General features: G+C 63.4%; 15 protein-coding genes. 7 read left to right on the top strand and 8 right to left on the bottom strand.

Going from position 1 to position 16,344, the window contains the following annotated elements; genetic code table 11:
- Positions 1-62: 62 nt before the first annotated feature.
- Positions 63-293: a hypothetical protein gene (locus ACY9XZ_RS04680; RefSeq protein WP_463455889.1), complete on the top strand. Its 231-nt coding sequence runs from the start codon at positions 63-65 to the stop codon at positions 291-293.
- Between the two features lie 936 nt (positions 294-1,229).
- Here the strand turns inward: ACY9XZ_RS04680 and ACY9XZ_RS04675 are convergent.
- Both ACY9XZ_RS04675 and ACY9XZ_RS04670 read right to left on the bottom strand, forming a co-directional pair.
- Positions 1,230-1,619, bottom strand: a complete 390-nt coding sequence (locus ACY9XZ_RS04675; protein ID WP_463455888.1) for an ArsR/SmtB family transcription factor — start codon at positions 1,617-1,619, stop codon at positions 1,230-1,232.
- 222 nt (positions 1,620-1,841) lie between these two features.
- Positions 1,842-2,798 (bottom strand): M48 family metallopeptidase, encoded by a 957-nt coding sequence (locus tag ACY9XZ_RS04670; protein WP_463455887.1) that lies wholly within the window; start codon positions 2,796-2,798, stop codon positions 1,842-1,844.
- A gap of 254 nt (positions 2,799-3,052) precedes the next feature.
- On the opposite strand from ACY9XZ_RS04670, the gene ACY9XZ_RS04665 reads away from it, so the two are divergent.
- Positions 3,053-3,769: a fumarylacetoacetate hydrolase family protein gene (locus ACY9XZ_RS04665; RefSeq protein ID WP_463455886.1), complete on the top strand. Its 717-nt coding sequence runs from the start codon at positions 3,053-3,055 to the stop codon at positions 3,767-3,769.
- Positions 3,770-3,877: 108 nt separating this feature from the next.
- Here the strand turns inward: ACY9XZ_RS04665 and ACY9XZ_RS04660 are convergent, their stop codons facing one another.
- Entirely contained in the window at positions 3,878-5,623 is a 1,746-nt protein-coding gene (locus ACY9XZ_RS04660) for an excinuclease ABC subunit C (protein ID WP_463455885.1), read from the bottom strand.
- Positions 5,624-5,656: 33 nt separating this feature from the next.
- Positions 5,657-6,280, bottom strand: a complete 624-nt coding sequence (locus ACY9XZ_RS04655; RefSeq protein WP_463455884.1) for a hypothetical protein — start codon at positions 6,278-6,280, stop codon at positions 5,657-5,659.
- 74 nt (positions 6,281-6,354) lie between these two features.
- On the opposite strand from ACY9XZ_RS04655, the gene ACY9XZ_RS04650 reads away from it, so the two are divergent.
- The 5 genes from ACY9XZ_RS04650 to ACY9XZ_RS04630 all read left to right on the top strand — a co-directional run bounded on the left by ACY9XZ_RS04650 (position 6,355) and on the right by ACY9XZ_RS04630 (position 12,273).
- Positions 6,355-6,894 (top strand): hypothetical protein, encoded by a 540-nt coding sequence (locus ACY9XZ_RS04650; RefSeq protein WP_463455883.1) that lies wholly within the window; start codon positions 6,355-6,357, stop codon positions 6,892-6,894.
- A gap of 273 nt (positions 6,895-7,167) precedes the next feature.
- Positions 7,168-8,271, top strand: coding sequence for a pyridoxal-phosphate-dependent aminotransferase family protein (locus tag ACY9XZ_RS04645; protein WP_463455882.1), 1,104 nt, complete (start codon positions 7,168-7,170; stop codon positions 8,269-8,271).
- Between the two features lie 188 nt (positions 8,272-8,459).
- On the top strand, positions 8,460-8,729 hold the full coding sequence (locus tag ACY9XZ_RS04640) for a HalOD1 output domain-containing protein (protein WP_463455993.1): 270 nt from the start codon (positions 8,460-8,462) through the stop codon (positions 8,727-8,729).
- Positions 8,730-8,882: 153 nt separating this feature from the next.
- On the top strand, positions 8,883-10,964 hold the full coding sequence (gene ligA / locus ACY9XZ_RS04635; RefSeq protein WP_463455881.1) for an NAD-dependent DNA ligase LigA: 2,082 nt from the start codon (positions 8,883-8,885) through the stop codon (positions 10,962-10,964).
- Between the two features lie 145 nt (positions 10,965-11,109).
- On the top strand, positions 11,110-12,273 hold the full coding sequence (locus ACY9XZ_RS04630; protein ID WP_463455880.1) for a PAS domain-containing protein: 1,164 nt from the start codon (positions 11,110-11,112) through the stop codon (positions 12,271-12,273).
- A gap of 118 nt (positions 12,274-12,391) precedes the next feature.
- On the opposite strand, the gene ACY9XZ_RS04625 is transcribed toward ACY9XZ_RS04630, so the two are convergent.
- The 4 genes from ACY9XZ_RS04625 to ACY9XZ_RS04610 all read right to left on the bottom strand — a co-directional run bounded on the left by ACY9XZ_RS04625 (position 12,392) and on the right by ACY9XZ_RS04610 (position 16,121).
- The gene (locus tag ACY9XZ_RS04625; protein WP_463455879.1) at positions 12,392-13,396 is read right to left on the bottom strand and encodes an ABC transporter permease; all 1,005 of its coding nucleotides are present in this window, start codon (positions 13,394-13,396) and stop codon (positions 12,392-12,394) included.
- Positions 13,393-14,331, bottom strand: coding sequence for an ABC transporter ATP-binding protein (locus ACY9XZ_RS04620; RefSeq protein ID WP_463455878.1), 939 nt, complete (start codon positions 14,329-14,331; stop codon positions 13,393-13,395). The genes ACY9XZ_RS04625 and ACY9XZ_RS04620 overlap by 4 nt, the downstream gene beginning before the upstream one ends.
- A 95-nt stretch (positions 14,332-14,426) precedes the next feature.
- Positions 14,427-14,702: a hypothetical protein gene (locus ACY9XZ_RS04615; RefSeq protein ID WP_461647437.1), complete on the bottom strand. Its 276-nt coding sequence runs from the start codon at positions 14,700-14,702 to the stop codon at positions 14,427-14,429.
- A 54-nt stretch (positions 14,703-14,756) separates the two neighbouring features.
- The gene (locus ACY9XZ_RS04610) at positions 14,757-16,121 is read right to left on the bottom strand and encodes a right-handed parallel beta-helix repeat-containing protein (RefSeq protein WP_463455877.1); all 1,365 of its coding nucleotides are present in this window, start codon (positions 16,119-16,121) and stop codon (positions 14,757-14,759) included.
- Positions 16,122-16,344 lie beyond the last annotated feature (223 nt).

The raw sequence follows: 16,344 nt of genomic DNA, 5'->3' as shown, positions 1-16,344 counted from the left end.
ACGATCAGCGAACGTTACGGATTGGGGACCGAAACCGAAACGCAGCCAGCACGCTGACGGCATTGAAGGCCACTTTAGAGACGGTCGGGGAGGGCGTTGCGTTCGACGATGCGGAACGGCTCGACAGGCTTCGGTTTGTCAGGGCATCAGTACTGAACAACGACACCGCACTCGGTGCTACCGGCGTCTCCGTTCCGATCAACCGCTTCCGTGACGACCGATTTACACGGGACCCACCGCAGAACGTTCTGAAAGTCGCTACCGACATCGAACCCAACGTTACTTACTGTTAAGCTTTTGGGATCCGCTGTTCTATCATCTAAATTTCACCATTGGGTAAGCCGACACGCCCAATCAATACGCTGTGTGGTACCCTGGTCCAATTTCGAGTGTCCCACAGGAACCTCACGGGATCTGTGTGCTTGCCAGATCTGTGATGTGCAGGCCGTGTGGCAGTTCTCGAATCACGATTGCATACGGCCGTCTATTGCACACGTTGTTCGCTAGCCTTGCGGCCATTCGGTCTGTGACCGTGTCGATACCATTGAACCCTAGTGTGTCCTGTTCTGATATATATATATAATTTTCCACACTCTAACACGTGTATGTATGTTATCGACAATTCGGTGCCAGCAACCGCCGGATCGTTGCCGGTGGTCAGCGCTCCACTACGATTTGATATAGCGATATTCACTTTACTTTAATTAATCATTGGAAAGGGGAACTCCGAGCGATACACTGAGTGACGTCGCGACTCTCCGATCACAGGGCGAATCTATTGGATCGGCTGCGGCATTTCACTCCTCAATTCAAGATATTTGCACCGGGATAGATAAATCTGCAATCAGAAGTTATATTTATACATTTAAACTTCTATATTCAATACTAAAAGACGATATTGTATTGTTTTCCAAAGCCAAACACCGGACTACTGGTCGCAATCTGCCCGATCAAGGAGGGCGTCAGCAAGTGCACTTTTCCGGTGTGAGACCAGCAGATGGCAGTATATATCGTCTTCACTGTCTGCACCGCAGTTACATAGCGGGCACGCATACCTCTGGCTCGTAGCCGTCTCGGTCGCTCGCCGCGGGATGCTGGCTTGCATATGTGGGCACAGTTCCGCGCCGAACATAGCGGTTTCTAGGACCGCTATGTCGGTCTCAATGCCTATATAGAGCGGTCAGTGCCTACAAGAGCAGACTCCCTTGGTAGCTGTACTACCCGGACGTTCATTTTCGCGTCCGGCCAAGCGCTGCGACGAGCGCCACGGCTCGGTCAGTCGGCTCGTAATACCGCCATTGCTGGTCTTTCTCCCGGGTGACGAGGCTGGCGTCGCGGAGATCCGACAGCGCGTGGCTGATCGCGCTATCGCTTACTTCTACGAGATGGGAAATCTCACAGACGCAGAGCGGTCCGTCGGCCGTCACCAACAACTGCACGATGTTGTACCTGGTTTCGTTCCCAAGCGTCTGTAACGCGTCGAGGTCCGTCTCGGTCGAGGTGGGCGTTGCCGCGTCGTACGCTTCTAGGGTTTCAAGCCGCGCTTCGACGTCGGCCACACAACGGTCCCCGAGTTCATCCGTGATGAGACGTTCGAGACGCTCTGTCCGGTGTGTCATATCCGATCCTTTCACAACTGCCCGTATAACTATTCTGCGTCCCAAACGAGGCCGCGTCGGTAGTACACGTTGCCGAAACTGGCTTGTCACGACTCCTCTTAAAGCGGCTTCCAAGGTTCTGTTTTAGTCGTACTACCTATGATTAAGTTGCATATTTCGGCCGGGTACTTCCAAAACAGCACTCTTCAAATTTGTATCGACTTCCTGTCGACGCTGAAACACCTACCGACGACTGCTCGACAGCCCACTCCTCTTCGTGGAACCGCCTCGCTTCGCTCGCTCCTGTAGCCGCTGTATCCGTTCGTCCATCGGTGGATGTGTCGACAGGAGGCGTGACAGCTCGTTGTCCGATTCGCTGTGCACGTACAACTGTCTCAGGGGACCGAAATCCGGCCTCGAAGCCTGCTCGATTTTCGCGAGGGCTCGGGCAAGCCCGACAGGATTCCCCGTTATCTCGATTGCGCGGTCGTCGGCCGCCAGCTCACGGTGTCTGGAATAGCCCAGTAACAGCAGCGTCACGGCGAATCCGAGCCCGGCGACGACCTGCAGCGCGTACTGTTGTGTTCGACCAAGCCAGGAACGCGACCACGACGACGGGTCGCCGCGCAGCAACGCGAGTGAACGGGCGATGCCACCGGTTAGTACCACGATGGGAAACAGAACCAGGCCGACAAGCCCGACGAGTGTCTGGATGAGGCTGTACGCGACAGTCTGAACGAGCGCGTCGCGGGTCTCCAGATGTGCGAGTTCGTGTGCGAGCAGCGCCTGGAACTCCGCCGCGGACAACAGCCGGAACAGCCGCCGGTCGACGACGATAGCTCCAGCCCCGCCACCGATAGCGAACGCGTTCGGGACCGGCAGCTCCGCCAGGAGCAGCCTCGGTGTCTCGACGTCCATCCGCTCGACAAGTGCGTCGAGGTGGCGGTAAGCCTCCGGCGCACGCGCCCGCGAGAGCTCAACTGCATCGAGAGATCGCTTGAGTCGTGCCGTCGCAGCCCAGTAGTTCACGACGCCGAGAAGGATTGCCGTTCCGATGACGATCACGGCGGCCACCATCGACGACGGGCGACTGTCCCACACCGGCAGAAGCAGCGTATAGCCGACGTATGCCGCCACGAGATAGGCCAGCAGCGACAGCAGTCCGACGACGGCCATGAGGAGCCGTCGGGTCACAGCCATACTCTGGGGATATGTGCTGCTTGAAAAAGTCGCTTCGGTGGACAGTGCGGTGTACTGACTGGGGGGTCTCGGATCGGAGATGTCGTCATTGGCTATTTCATATAGCGGAAAGAGATTTATTCGCTGCCGCTTCGGTGTCTGTATTCGCCTACGAAGCGACCCCAACACGGCTCATATTCCGCTCAAACGAGGTTTATGAGCGGTATCTGGCGCAGGGCGATACGCCTTTTTGGCCGGCCCTCGGACGACAGCGTATGCGAATCGCACGCCTTCTGACGGATGACGGACCAGTCACCGGCGAATACGTCGACGGGGTCGTCCACGCTGACGACGGCCAGTACGCCGTCGACCGCGATGGACGACTACTCCCGCCGTGTGAGCCGACGGCGCTGTACTGCGTCGGACGGAACTACGCTGCGACCAACGACCAGATGGACTACGACCGGCCCGAAGAGCCGGATTTCTTCATCAAACCTCCGACGGCGCTGCGTGCCCACGAACAGGACATCCCGTATCCCCCGTTCAGCGACGAGCTCACCTACGCCGGCGAGCTGGCCGCCGTCATCGGCGAGCGGTGTCACGACATCGATACCGCCGACGTCCCCGATGTCGTTCGGGGCTACACGATACTGAACGACGTCGACGCACTGGACCAGCAGGGCCGAACGGCGCGGAAGGCCTTCGACGGATCTGGCCCCCTCGGCCCCTGGATCGAGACCGATGTCGACCCCACGGCGCTGGATATGTACACGGACATCAACGACGAGCGCCGGCAGGCAGCCAACACCAGCGAGATGCTGTTTGGACCCCACGAAGTGGTCGCGTACCTCTCGGAGCGGTTCACCTTCCGGCCCGGTGACGTCGTCGCGTTCGGCAGCCCGGCCAACCCGGGGACGGTCGCCCCCGGCGACACAATCGAGATAACCTACGAGGGCGTCGGGACGCTCCGGAACGCGGTCGTCGAGCCGTAGCGGCGTCTGATATCGAAATCGTAACTTAGCAGCTTTCTGGGGCTTCTTACCGACAGAGTAGTGGATTCGCTCTCTCGCCAGCGATAAACTACTATTCGCTATACAAAATTACTGTAGCCTGGTCCGGATCGTCTCCGCGGTCCGCTCGCCGATACCGTCGATGGCCGTCAGTTCCTCGTCCGAGGCCGTCCGAACGTTGTCGACGCTGCCGAAACGCCGCAGCAGGCGCTTCCGCGTCTCGGGGCCGATGCCGGGCACGTCGTCGAGTGTCGTCGACACCTCGTCCCGGAGCGTCTGGTGGTACTGGACGGCAAAGCGGTGCGCCTCGTCGCGGATCCGCTGGAGCAGGTGGAGCTGCGGGGCGTCGTCGTCCCAGTCGTACACGCGGTCGGGCGTGATGACTAGTTCCTCGTCTTTCGCCAGCGCGATGGCCGGCACGTCCCAGCCGGTCTCTGCGAGGGCGTCGCGGGCCGCTCCGAGTTGCCCGTCGCCGCCGTCGATGAGAAGCAGGTCCGGGTCCGGCCGGTCGTCCCGGCCCTCGACGGCGCGCGCTGCCCGCCAGCGGAGGAGTTCGCGCATATTCGCGTAGTCGTCGTTTTGCTCGGTGAGTTTCTTCCGCCGGTAGTCGCTTTTCTCGGGCGTCTCGTCGACGAAGGTGACGTTCGAGCCGACGGCCGACCGGCCCTGGGCGTGGCTCACGTCGAACCCCTCGATGCGGCTCGGGCGGTCGATGCCCAGCGCGTCGGCCAGGCGGCCGCTCTCGTCGTCGGCCCCGCCGCGCTGGCGGGCGTTTTTCAGCGCCAGATCGACCAGGGTCGCCTCCCGCCCGGCCCCGGGCACACCGAGCGTGACGCCCTCGCTCTCCAGCCAGGCTTCGATGTCCGGATCGGCGGGGGCTTCGGCACAGAGAATCCGGTCGGGCAGATCCCGCTCGGCGTAATACTGCGGGATGAACGCCCGGTACACCCCGGCGGTGCCTTCACCGTCAGGTGCTTCGAGCGTGTGCCGGTCCCGTTCAACGAGCTTGCCGCCCTCAGCGTGGAGTCGGGCGACGATGGCTCGCTCGCCCTCGATGGCAGCCCCGAGCACGTCCGTCGTCTGGTAGCCCGCGGAGTCACTGACGGCGGTGTCGCCCTCGCCGTGGAGCGCCTCGACGGCCCCGAGCTTGTCCCGGAGGTTCGCGGCGCGCTCGAACTCCTGGGACTGGGCGGCGACCTCCATCTCGCGGCGCAGCGGGTCCGCGAGCACGCCGGTTTCGCCCTCGAAGTAGCGCGTGACCGCTTCCACGTCTTCGGCGTACTCGGCGTCGCTGATTTCGCCGGTACAGGGCGCGGTACAGATACCCATCTCGTAGTCGAGACAGGGCCGGTCCCGGTTGCTGTACTTGTGGTCGGAACACCCCCGAAGTCCGTACGTCTCCCGCAGGGCCTTCACGACCGTCTCGACCCGACCCTTGTCGGTGAACGGCCCGTAGACGGTCGCGCCGTCCTCAGGGTCGCGCGTCACTTCGATTCGGGGGACGGGATGGTCGGTCAACTGGACCAGCGGATAGGACTTGTCGTCTTTCAGCCGGACGTTGTACGGCGGCCGATGGCGTTTTATCAGGTTGGCTTCGAGCAACAGCGCCTGCGTCTCCGTGTCGGTGACGGCGAAGTCGATTGTTTCGGCCCGCTCGACCATCTTGGCGATGCGCTCGCTGCGCGGGTCAGCATACGATCGGACGCGGTCCCGCAGATCGACGGCCTTCCCGACGTAGAGGACCCGGCGCTTGTCGCCCCGGCCCTGTTCGAACAGGTACACGCCGGGCTCCCGTGGCAGCGACCCTGCGCGCGCTCGAACTTCGTCGGCATCCATTAGCTCAGGGTTGGCGCTCGGCGGGGTTGAACGTCACGGGAGCGGGTCACCAGTGGGCGACTGGTCTTTTTCGGAGCCGGCAGGTACCGCACCCGGAACGACGGCGGCCTCGATTCGCTCGACGATACTCTCATTCTCCGGCGCAGCGAGTTCGATGTCGTCATCGCCGGCGACACGTACGACGAGCAGTCGGTCACGGCTCCAGAGGTAGACCCCGAGGACGACGGCGGCAAAGGCCAGCGCGAGGCCGCCGAACAGCCGCATCAGGTCGTCCAGTTGCGCCATCAGCGTCAGCATCGACTGGAGCATCCCCAGCATGCCGCCGATACCGACGGCACTGGCGGCACCGCCGCTGTCAAGCGATACGTTGCCGACGAGGCTATCGAGGCTCACGGTCATCCCAGCCGCGACCAGTACGACGCCGACGACCAGCGCCTTCACGCCGAGTTCGAGGAACGACCAGTCGCCTTTCGTGGTGAGGTCGACGCCCTCGACGTTCGGGCGGTCGACTTGCCGGTAGTTCGACCCCTCGCGGTCGGGCGTGAACACGAGAACACGGTGGCTCGTCACGACAATCCCGCCACGGTCCAGTCGAACGTCTTCTTCGATCACCTCGCTGTCGTACAGGAGGCTCTCGGCCCGTGCGACCCAATCCATACAGCCCCTTTCCCGCGGACACCTGTATATTCTCCCCCCGTAACCGCTAACTGTGCGCCCTCGAACATGACAGTATGACCGCCGATCCCCGCTGCCCTCACTGCTCGGAGAAAGTCAGTGCGACCGCGACGTGGTGCATGCACTGTGGCCGGGACTTCGATAGCCCGGTCGATGCCGGAACCGGGACAACGGTCCTCGATGCCGGCGGCAGCCAAACTACGTCGGACCTCGAAGCGGCCCTCAACGCCGGTGACATCGACGGAATACGGGGAGCGCTCGCCAGGAGCGAGCGAGGGGCGATGCTGGTCGGTATCGGCCTCGCCGCAATCGCGCTGTTCACACTTCCCTACGCCACGCCGTCGGGCAATACGCTCTGGTACCTCCTCGCGGTCGCGGGCGTGGGCGCGGTCGCCGCCACGCAGACGACGGCTGACGACGCGGTCAGGACCGGTGGGAAGGCCCTCGCTGTCGCGCCATTCTTTGTGGTGTTCGCCGACGTACTCTCGGGGTACCTCGCCTCGGGACTGGTGAGTGCCAGCCCGACCGTCCTGCTCGGGCCAGCGATATACGCCGGATTGGTCATGTTCGGCGTCAGCCGATACCGTCGCCGCTGAGCGGTTTACGTTGCCCGGTCCGAACCGTCGTGCATCTCGCCGAGCGTGGCTGCAACCTGTTCGGCTGCCTTATCGGCCAGGGCCGCTCGCTGAGCGGCCGTGAGCGGGGGGTGGTGGCCGACATGGCTGCTCAACTGAATAGGGCGGTGCTGTCTGAGCTCCGCTCCAAGCGTGCGTGAACCGCCTCCGCAGGGGTCCGTACTGGCTCGCCCGCCCGGTATCAAAACTACCATGCCTCCCGGATTCGAGAGTCCACCTACTACAGGTGGTTCTGTGACCGAAAAACGCGAATACAAAGACGACTACCAGGACAAGACGCTGTATCTCCCGGGGCCGACAGAGGTGCGCGAGGACGTTATCGAGGCGATGGCCGAGCCGATGTTCGGCCACCGGATGGACCGGATGACGGACCTCTACACCACCATCGTCGAGGACACGAAGGAGTTCCTCGGCACCGACAACGACGTTATCGTGCTTACGGCGTCGGGGACGGAGTTCTGGGAGTCGACGACGCTCAACCTGGTCGAGGACAGCATGCTCGTGCCGACCTCCGGCGCGTTCAGTGAGCGCCAGGCTAACGTCGCTGAGCGGCTCGGCAAGGACGTCGACCGAATCGAGTACGACTGGGGCCGGGCGGTCAAACCCGGCGACATCCGCAACGCGCTCGACTCCGGTGACTACGACGCCGTCGGGGCCGTGATGAACGAGACCTCGACCGGCGTCCGCAACCCCATCGAGGAGATCGGCGACGTGGTCGCCGAGTACCCGGACACCTACTTCATCGTCGACGCCATCTCCTGTCTCGGCGGGGACCAGATCGACATCGAGGCCCACGGCATCGACGCCATCTTCACGTCCACGCAGAAGGCATTCGCCATGCCACCGGGGCTCGCGGTCTGTGCCGTCAGCGACGCTGCCTACGAGCGGGAACTGGAGAAGGATTCGGCGTCGTGGTACGGCGGCTTCCAGCGCTGTCTGGACTACTACGACCGGAAGGGCCAGACCCACTCCACGCCGGCGATTCCGCTCATGCTCGCCTACCGCAAACAGATGAAGCACATGCTCGATGAGAGTCACGCTGCCCGCGACCAGCGCCACCAGGAGATGGCCGAGTATACGCGCGAGTGGGCCCGCGAGCATTTCGACCTCTACCCGGAGGAAGGCTACGAGTCCCAGACGGTGACCTGCATCGAGAACACGCAGGATATCAACGTCGCAGAGACGGTCGAGGCCGTCTCCGAGGAGTACGACATGGTGTTCTCCAGTGGCTACGGCGACATCAGCGAGGAGAGTTTCCGCATCGGGCACATGGGCGAACACACCGTCGAGAGTATCAAGGAACTAACCGACGCAATCGAAGACGTAGCCGACCTGTAACCCAGGCGAGAACCGACGAAAGATCGGGGTTATGGCTCGATTTGGGGCTTTCTGCTCCCGCAGCCTGGCGTTTTCACAGTCTGATAATGCTGGGAAGACTATATTACTGCCTGCTACTTTGATGTAGATAGACGAACCATATGAGTAAAACTAACAGGCGGAGTAGGGACGGCGACTCTTCGACACCGATGAATGTGACCCGCAAGCAGTTCGACTGGACCGAGACGCGACCGAGTGCGGCAGTGACCGAGTACATCTCCGCCATGACCGGACGGGAGCAGACCGACTTCGCACCGCTGTACGAGACTATCGACCCCGAAGCGCTCGATTCACTCGTCGACTCCTCGGACCGCTCCACACCGGTCAGTATCTCTTTTGAATATGCCGGCCACTCGGTCACTGTCCGCAGCGACGGGGAACTCGTGGTCAAGGCGCCCGGCGCCAAAATCGGCCGATAGCCGCCACCTTCTGCAGTCGTTATACTCTCTCTACCGTTCTAACTGGTGGCAGCGCTTTGAGAAAACTGTCTCTCCGTTTCTGCCCGTTGTTTCGTCTGTTCTGTGGCCAGGAGCAGAGCCGTTTTTATACGCGAGCAGTAACACTCGTCCAGTATGACCACTGCCGAGGACGTCGCCGGGAATCCCTACATCTCCGATCCGCGGACCGAATTCGACGCCGTCGAGGACATCGATGAAGCGACGGCCCGTGAGCAAGCCGGCCAGTTGCGCGAGGCGATCCGCCACTACGACTACCGGTACTACGTCGAGAACGACCCGGTCATCGGCGACCGGGCCTACGACGCGCTGTTTTCCCGGCTCCAGGCCCTCGAATCGGCGTTCGATCTCGACACAGATGGGAGTCCAACCCAACGCGTCGGCGGCGAACCGCTGGACGAACTGCCCGAGGTCGAACACGTCGCTCCGATGGGGTCTATCGACCAGGGCGGTGACGAAGCGGACGTTCGGGAGTTCGACGAGCGGGTCCGCGATGGACTCGGTGCTGACGCCGACGTCCAGTACTTCTGTGAGCCGAAGTTCGACGGCCTCTCGGTCGAAATCGTCTACGAGGACGGCGTCTATCAGCGAGCTGCGACCCGCGGCGACGGCGAGATCGGCGAGGACGTGACCGAGAACGTCCGCACCATCGCCAGCGTCCCCCAACGCCTGCGCGGCGAGTACCCCGACTTTCTGGCCGTCCGGGGCGAGGTGTACATCCCGCGGGCAGCCTTCACGGCGTTCAACCGCGAGCGTGTCGAGCGCGGGAAGGACCCCTTCGCGAACCCGCGCAACGCTGCCGCCGGGACGCTCCGCCAGCTCGATCCGTCGGTGACCGCGGAGCGTCCCCTCTCCGTGTTTTTCTTCGGTGTTCTCGACGCCTCTGTCGAGTTTGAGAGCCACAGCGAGATGCACGAGCGGTTCCCCGAATGGGGCCTCCGGGTGTGTGAGCGAACCGCTGTCGTCGATGACATCGACGCCGCCATCGACTACCGAAACGACCAGCACCGGGCCCGCGACGACCTCGACTACGAGATCGACGGCGTCGTCATCAAAGTCGACGACCTGGCCGCCTGCGACGAACTCGGGGCGACCGCTCGCGCACCGCGGTGGGCCTTCGCCTATAAGTTCCCGGCTCGCAAGGAGGAGACGACGGTGCGGGACATCGTCGTCCAGGTCGGCCGGACCGGCCGGCTCACGCCCGTCGCGCTCATGGATCCTGTCGAGGTCGGCGGGGTCACCGTCTCGCGGGCCTCGCTGCACAACCCCTCGCTCATCGCCGACCTCGGCGTCGACGTGGGCGACCGCGTCCGCATCAAGCGGGCCGGCGACGTCATCCCGGATGTCGTCGAGGTGCTCGACGACGACGGCGACGGCCACTTCGAGTTCCCGGCGGCCTGCCCAGCCTGTGACAGCCCGGTCGAGCGCGACGGCCCGATGGCCTTCTGCACCGGTGGGCTTACCTGCCCCGCCCAGCGCGAGCGCAGCGTCGAGCACTACGCCAGCCGCGACGCGCTGGACATCGAGGGCCTCGGCGAGAAGGCGGTCCAGCAACTGCTCGATGCCGGTCTCGCTTCGGACCCCGCGGATCTGTACGAACTCACCGTCGAGGAGCTGTCTGACCTGGAGGGCTGGGGCGAGACCAGCGCCCGGAATCTCGTCGAAGGGATGGACGGCGCTCGGGAGCCGCCGCTCGCGGATTTCCTCGTCGCCCTGGGCATCCCCGAAGTGGGGACCGTCACGGCGCGAAACCTCGCCCAGGAGTTCGGTACGTTCGAGGCGATTCTGGCCGCTGCCGACGACGGCGACACCGATGCGTTCGAGAGCGTCCCCGATGTGGGGCCGACCGTTGCGCGCTCCATCGTCGAGTTCTTCGAGGGCGAGGGCAACCGCGCCGTCATCGACCGCCTGCTCGATCACGTCGACCCACAGGCCGCCGAGGAAACGGGCGGAGACGCCCTTGCGGGACTGACGTTCGTTTTCACCGGGTCGCTCGACGGGTACACTCGCAGCGACGCACAGGAACTGGTCGAGCGAAACGGCGGGTCGGCGACGAGCAGCGTCTCCGGGAACACGGATTATCTGGTGCTTGGCGACAACCCGGGACAGCGAAAACAGGACGATGCGGCAGAAAACGACGTGGAGACGCTCAGCGAAGCCGAGTTCGAGGCGCTACTGGAAGACGCGGGCGTGCTGTAATCGGGGGTCTTCGACGCAACCGGCGGCCGTTGTGAGCCCTCCGGAACCGAACTCAACACGACTGATCGCGCTGTTCCTTGTCTGGCGGTGACCGCTCGGTCTCGGCCATATTTATTTGTTCGTGCACCACCAACTACACAGAATAATGGACCACTCTGGTGATTCGGTCCGTATTCTCCACGCTGATGACAACTCGAACTTCGCCGACACGACCGCGGCGCTGCTCGAACACGAGGACGACCGGATGTGCGTCGAGACGGCGGCGAGTGCCGAACAAGCGCTAGAGAACCTCTCTACGGGCCAGTACGACTGCGTCGTCTCGGACTACGACATGCCGGACCAGAACGGGATCGAGTTCCTCGAAGCCGTCCGCAAGCGCTACCCGGAGCTTCCGTTCATTCTCTACACCGGGAAAGGGTCCGAGGAAATCGCGAGCGATGCGATCTCCGCGGGCGTGACCGACTATCTCCAGAAGGGTTCGGGCGCCGAGCAGTACACACTGCTCGCAAACCGCATCAGAAACGCTGTCGACGCACATCGGTCCCAACAAAAACTCGACGAGCGAACCCGCCGGCTGGAATCGCTCATCAGTAGCCTCCCGGGCATGGTGTATCGGCGCCTGAACGCGCCGGGATGGCCAATGGAAACCGTCGAGGGCGAAATCGAACCGCTCACCGGCTACACAGCCACGGATTTCGAGACCGGGGCGGTAACCTGGGGCGAGGACGTACTCCATCCAGCGGATCGGAACCGGATCACGGAGACGGTCCAGGAGGCGCTCGCGGCCGACGGCGAGTTCGAGATGACCTATCGGATTATCACTGCAGACGGCGCCACGAAGTGGATGTGGGAGCGCGGCCACCGCGTCCCCGGTGCGGGTGCTGACTCGGCTGTGCTGGAGGGATTCGTTACCGATATCACCGACCTCCGGGAGCGAGAACGGGAGCTGCGACGGTACGAGCGGATGGTAAACACGATGCCGGAGGCGGCCTGCATCTACGACACGAAGGGTCGGTTCGAGGTTGTCAACGAGTACTTAGCCTCGTTTTACGGGACATCGAGGGACGAACTGGAAGGCGAATCGAGCCGGCTCCTGCCCAAGATCCGAAGCGAGTACGAGGGGGACCCATACCAGGAGCTGATCGACGGCGACCGCGACGAACTTCGCGGGGTGGTGAGCGGCGAGTTTTCCGGCCACGGGTACGAGGTGCTGGAGTACCGCCTCACGCCGCTGGAAGTCGATGGGCAGGTCACGGGCGTGGTCGCCGTCACCCGCGAAGTGACGGAACAGTGGGAGCACGAAAGATAGGCCGCCAAGCGACGTTCGGTTCGGGATCGGCAGTGGCAAATCCTCCGAGTGACGTGGTCACTTCGGTCGTTGGTACACACAGAAAGACTGTCAATCGGCGCGTGAACAGCGACGGACGCTACAGGTCCTTGTTTTCGAAGACGTAGTACCCGGCGACCAGCGGGACGACCAGCCACAGCAGGAGGTAGCCGATGACCGCGATCGTCCCGTACTGGGGCGGCAAGGCGGCGTTGGTGCACTCGACACCGGTCTGTGTCATCTCGAGTGTCCCGCCCAGCATCTCCTCACACGTCACCTGCGGACTCGACGTCAACAGGAGCCGCGAGCGGATCGGCGAGCCCTGCAGGATCTCCTGGACGAGCGTGCGGTACGCGGCAATGGGGCTCAACAATGAGACGAACAGTTCGACGTGGAGTTGGGTCACTTCCCCGATGTTCGCGTGGTCCGACAGCAGGTTCCCGAGCCCCGCGCCGAGGTTCGACCAGAACACCTGCAGGTAGACGTAGATCCCGAGCGACGCCGCCATCGTCCGACGCGCGGTCTTCATCGCCGCCGAGAGGCCGATCGCGAACGCCGTGAACACGACCCCGTAGGTCATCGTGGCGAGCGCGAACAGGAGGAACGACTCCCACGCGATCTCGATTTCAGACGGGAGCAACACTAACAGGGTCGTCAGGAGCCCGACCGTGACCGGGATGAGCGTGATCGCGCTCCGGCCGACGAACTTGCCGGCGAGCAGTTCGCCGCGCGTGTACGGGAGCGAGAGCAGTATCTTCAGGGAGCCGCGCTCGCTCTCCCGAGCGATTGCGGCGTAGCCGATGACGATCGCGACCGCGGGGAGCAGCGGCGCTGCGATCGGCAGCGCGAACCGGACGTATGCGTCCGTCGTTAACGACGCCCCGGCCTCGCTGAACTGCTGGCCGATGTTGAAATACAGGCCCAGCAGCGCCGGCAGCGCGAAGAGGACAATGAAGATGAACGAGAGCACCCAGATCCACGGCGAGCGAACCGTGTCGCGAAACTCCTTTTTCGAGATGGGGTACCAGTCGGCGAACTCGGAGTTCTTGATGCTCGTATCGACATCGCCGAGGAAGCGCTTGACGGGGTTCTGTTCGGCGCTCATGCGTCGACCTCCGCCTGCTCTTGTTCCTGCTTTTCGGTATAGGCGGCGAACACTTCATCGAGCGACGCCTCCTCGGTCTCGAAGTTGGCGACCTCGCTCCCGCTCTCTTCGACGGCGTTGAGGACGGCCATCTTCGCGTCGCTGTCACAGCCGACAGTCAGCGTGGTGCCGTCCACAGTCACCGTCGAAACCTCGTCGAGCCCCTCGATAGCTGCAACGGCTTCGTCGATGCCGTCGCCGTCGGCAAGCGTCACACGGAGGACGGTGTCGCCGGCGGCGGCCTCGCGCAGTCCGGCGACGCTGTCTTTCGCGATGAGACGGCCGTCCTGGAGGATGCCGACCGTGTCACAGACCGCCTCGACCTGGCCGAGGATGTGACTGGAGAAGAAGACGGTCGCGCCGCGTTCGTTCTCCTCGCGGATGAGTTCCCGCATCAGCCGGGCTCCGTTCGGGTCCAGCCCGGTCGTCGGCTCGTCCAGAATGAGGAGGTCGGGCTCGCCGACGAGCGCCATCGCCAGCACGAGGCGCTGTTGCATTCCCTTGGAGTAGCCGCCGGCCTTGCGGTCGATGGCGTCGGCGATGCCGACCCGCTCGGCCAGCGCGTCGGGGTCGTCGTCGGCGTCTTTCGACTCGATGACAAAGGAGAGGTGCTGGCGACCGGTGAGCCGGTCGTACACGTCGTAGCCTTCGGGGAGGACTCCAGTGCGGGCACGGATTCGCTTCGGTTCTTCGTGGATGTCGTGGCCGAGCACCGTCGCCGACCCGTCGGTCGCGCGGACGAAATCCAGGAGGATGTTGATCGTCGTCGACTTCCCGGCCCCGTTCGGGCCGAGGAAGCCGAAGATTTCGCCCTCCTCGACGGTGAGATCGACCCCTTGCAGCGCGGTGAGGCTCCCGAACTGCTTGGTGACGCCATCCAGTTCTATCGCTGCCATACGGCCGGTTTGTGACGGCCGCCTGTATAGTCTTTCGTGTTCCAATTATCAATCAGAACACTCGACGCGCGGACGCTGGCCGCCACAACGGCCGTTCAGACTTCCGCGTCGGGGTCGTGGCGTTCGGCCATCCGCTGGGCTTCCGTGGCGTAGCGCTCCTGTGTCTCCTCGTCGGTTACGGGTTCCAGTCGCTCGGGTTCGACGTCGATAGCCGCCGTGATCCGTTTGCGCCTGAGCAGGTTCGGCGAGAGCTGCTTGGTCAGGTGGCGGTCGCCCTCGGGCGGCGCGTAGATGAGCGTCACCATGCGCTCGTCGCCGAAACTGGAGCGTTCGACCAGCCAGCACTGGACCGTCTCCTCGTCATCGGTCATTGGCGTGTCGTTTGCGGGCCGGCGGTTTATATCTTACAACGCCCCGCACCGCCGTTATCGGGTCACGTTCAGTCCCTGCTCGATGCCCGCGGTGTACTCCTCGTCGATGTCGATAGCGGTCCCGGCGTTGCGGACCGTGTTCGTCGCAACGACGCCCGCATCGCCCGAACGGAGGCGGATGCCGGCCGCCGACGCGTTGCTGACCGTGTTGCCCGTGATTGTGAAACTGTACGGACGCTTCTCGGTTCGAGCGTCGGTGTTGTCCGCGTCAGCCGGGACCGTCCGGGCGAGGATACCGACCGGACAGTTGTCGACCTGATTGCCCGAAATCGTGATGTCGGACGACCGAGCTTCGGGGGTCCCGGCCACTTCGTCTCGAAGATGCGTTTCCTTGTACTCGATTTCGATGCCCGCCTCGCCGCCGGGGTCGGGCGCGAACTCGGTCAGGTCCCGACAGACGTTCCCAACGATGGTGCCGCGCTGGCCGGGCGAACACGCGATGAGGCTGTGGCCGCCGTCGACGGCGACGTTCCCGATGACGGCGAATTTCGAGACGTTGTACGGGGCGATGTTGTTGAATTTCACGCCGACGACGCGGTTGCCGGCGATGACAACGTCGCTGGATTGCCGGAGGTCCTGGTCGCTGCCGGTCGGCGCACTCCGACTGGTGATGCCGTACCAGTTCGGATTGACGACTTCGTTGTGCTCGACGGTTACGCCCGTACATCGCGTGAACGACAGCGCCATCTGGAAGCCGTTCACCGTGCGGTTGCGGGCGATGTAGACGCCATCGCACTGGTCGGCTTGGATGGCTTGGTTGTTCAAATGGGTGCCGTTGGCGTCGAATTCTATGTCGGTAACGGTGGTGTTGTCACCGCGTACGCGAATGAGGTCGTGCCCGGTCGCCAGCGGGTTCGACTGGGACTCCGACGGTGCGGGGTCCTCGCCCGTTCCGGTCTGTGTGGCGACGAAGCGAGTCCCCTGCTGGCCGGTCAGTGCGGTGTTGTCGCCTATTGTCGCCGGCCCGCCAAAGTGGAAGGTGTCGGCGCTGGCGATGACTGCCCCGCCGCTGTCCGGGATGTTGTCGAAGGCGTACTGGAACGCTTCGTCAGCAGTCCCATCGGTCGTGAACGCGACCTTGCCGCGGCCGCCGTCGAGCACCAGATAGTCGGTGCCGTTCCCGTTTCCGCTGCTGTTCCTATTTCCGTTGCCGTTCCCCCTCCCGTTCGACTGCCCGCTGGTCGTGACGAAGAACAGCGCCCCTGCGCCCGGCAATCCAGCGCCGGCCTGTGCCTGCCCGCTGCCGCTGAACAGTCCGATCCCCGCCGCGGCACCGATGCTCGATAGAACGGACCGACGCGACGCCTGCCAGTCCGACTGTTGTGACCCAGTACCGGCTCCGTTGGTGTCAGTCTGCATGCAGGTTCGACTGCCCGGTGACCCGCAATAACCGCTTATAATACTCGTCTGACCGGTACGTACTGCTTAATACCTGAACTATCCGGCCCGAAATAGCGGGTCAATCCGTCGGTGTGTGGCTCGTTCGATGCCGACCAACTACGGCGCTTGTCCCGAGAAGACGACGAGCGGCACGCCGTCCCCGTCACTGACAGCAGATTTATGCCGACAGCGACGGGACGAT

This window comes from Haloarcula sp. HT12 (assembly GCF_055271655.1).
The sequence above is the reverse complement of the archived record's forward strand: the minus strand, read 5'-3'. Positions and strand labels throughout refer to the sequence as shown.

What these genes read in the sequence shown, in the direction of transcription:
- ACY9XZ_RS04675 (WP_463455888.1), bottom strand. Translation starts at nt 1,619, where the DNA reads ATGACACACCGGACAGAGCGTCTCGAACGTCTCATCACGGATGAACTC.
- ACY9XZ_RS04670 (WP_463455887.1), bottom strand. Translation starts at nt 2,798, where the DNA reads ATGGCTGTGACCCGACGGCTCCTCATGGCCGTCGTCGGACTGCTGTCG.
- ACY9XZ_RS04665 (WP_463455886.1), top strand. Translation starts at nt 3,053, where the DNA reads ATGCGAATCGCACGCCTTCTGACGGATGACGGACCAGTCACCGGCGAA.
- ACY9XZ_RS04660 (WP_463455885.1), bottom strand. Translation starts at nt 5,623, where the DNA reads ATGGATGCCGACGAAGTTCGAGCGCGCGCAGGGTCGCTGCCACGGGAG.
- ACY9XZ_RS04655 (WP_463455884.1), bottom strand. Translation starts at nt 6,280, where the DNA reads ATGGATTGGGTCGCACGGGCCGAGAGCCTCCTGTACGACAGCGAGGTG.
- ACY9XZ_RS04650 (WP_463455883.1), top strand. Translation starts at nt 6,355, where the DNA reads ATGACCGCCGATCCCCGCTGCCCTCACTGCTCGGAGAAAGTCAGTGCG.
- ACY9XZ_RS04640 (WP_463455993.1), top strand. Translation starts at nt 8,460, where the DNA reads ATGAATGTGACCCGCAAGCAGTTCGACTGGACCGAGACGCGACCGAGT.
- ligA (WP_463455881.1), top strand. Translation starts at nt 8,883, where the DNA reads ATGACCACTGCCGAGGACGTCGCCGGGAATCCCTACATCTCCGATCCG.
- ACY9XZ_RS04630 (WP_463455880.1), top strand. Translation starts at nt 11,110, where the DNA reads ATGGACCACTCTGGTGATTCGGTCCGTATTCTCCACGCTGATGACAAC.
- ACY9XZ_RS04625 (WP_463455879.1), bottom strand. Translation starts at nt 13,396, where the DNA reads ATGAGCGCCGAACAGAACCCCGTCAAGCGCTTCCTCGGCGATGTCGAT.
- ACY9XZ_RS04620 (WP_463455878.1), bottom strand. Translation starts at nt 14,331, where the DNA reads ATGGCAGCGATAGAACTGGATGGCGTCACCAAGCAGTTCGGGAGCCTC.
- ACY9XZ_RS04615 (WP_461647437.1), bottom strand. Translation starts at nt 14,702, where the DNA reads ATGACCGATGACGAGGAGACGGTCCAGTGCTGGCTGGTCGAACGCTCC.
- ACY9XZ_RS04610 (WP_463455877.1), bottom strand. Translation starts at nt 16,121, where the DNA reads ATGCAGACTGACACCAACGGAGCCGGTACTGGGTCACAACAGTCGGAC.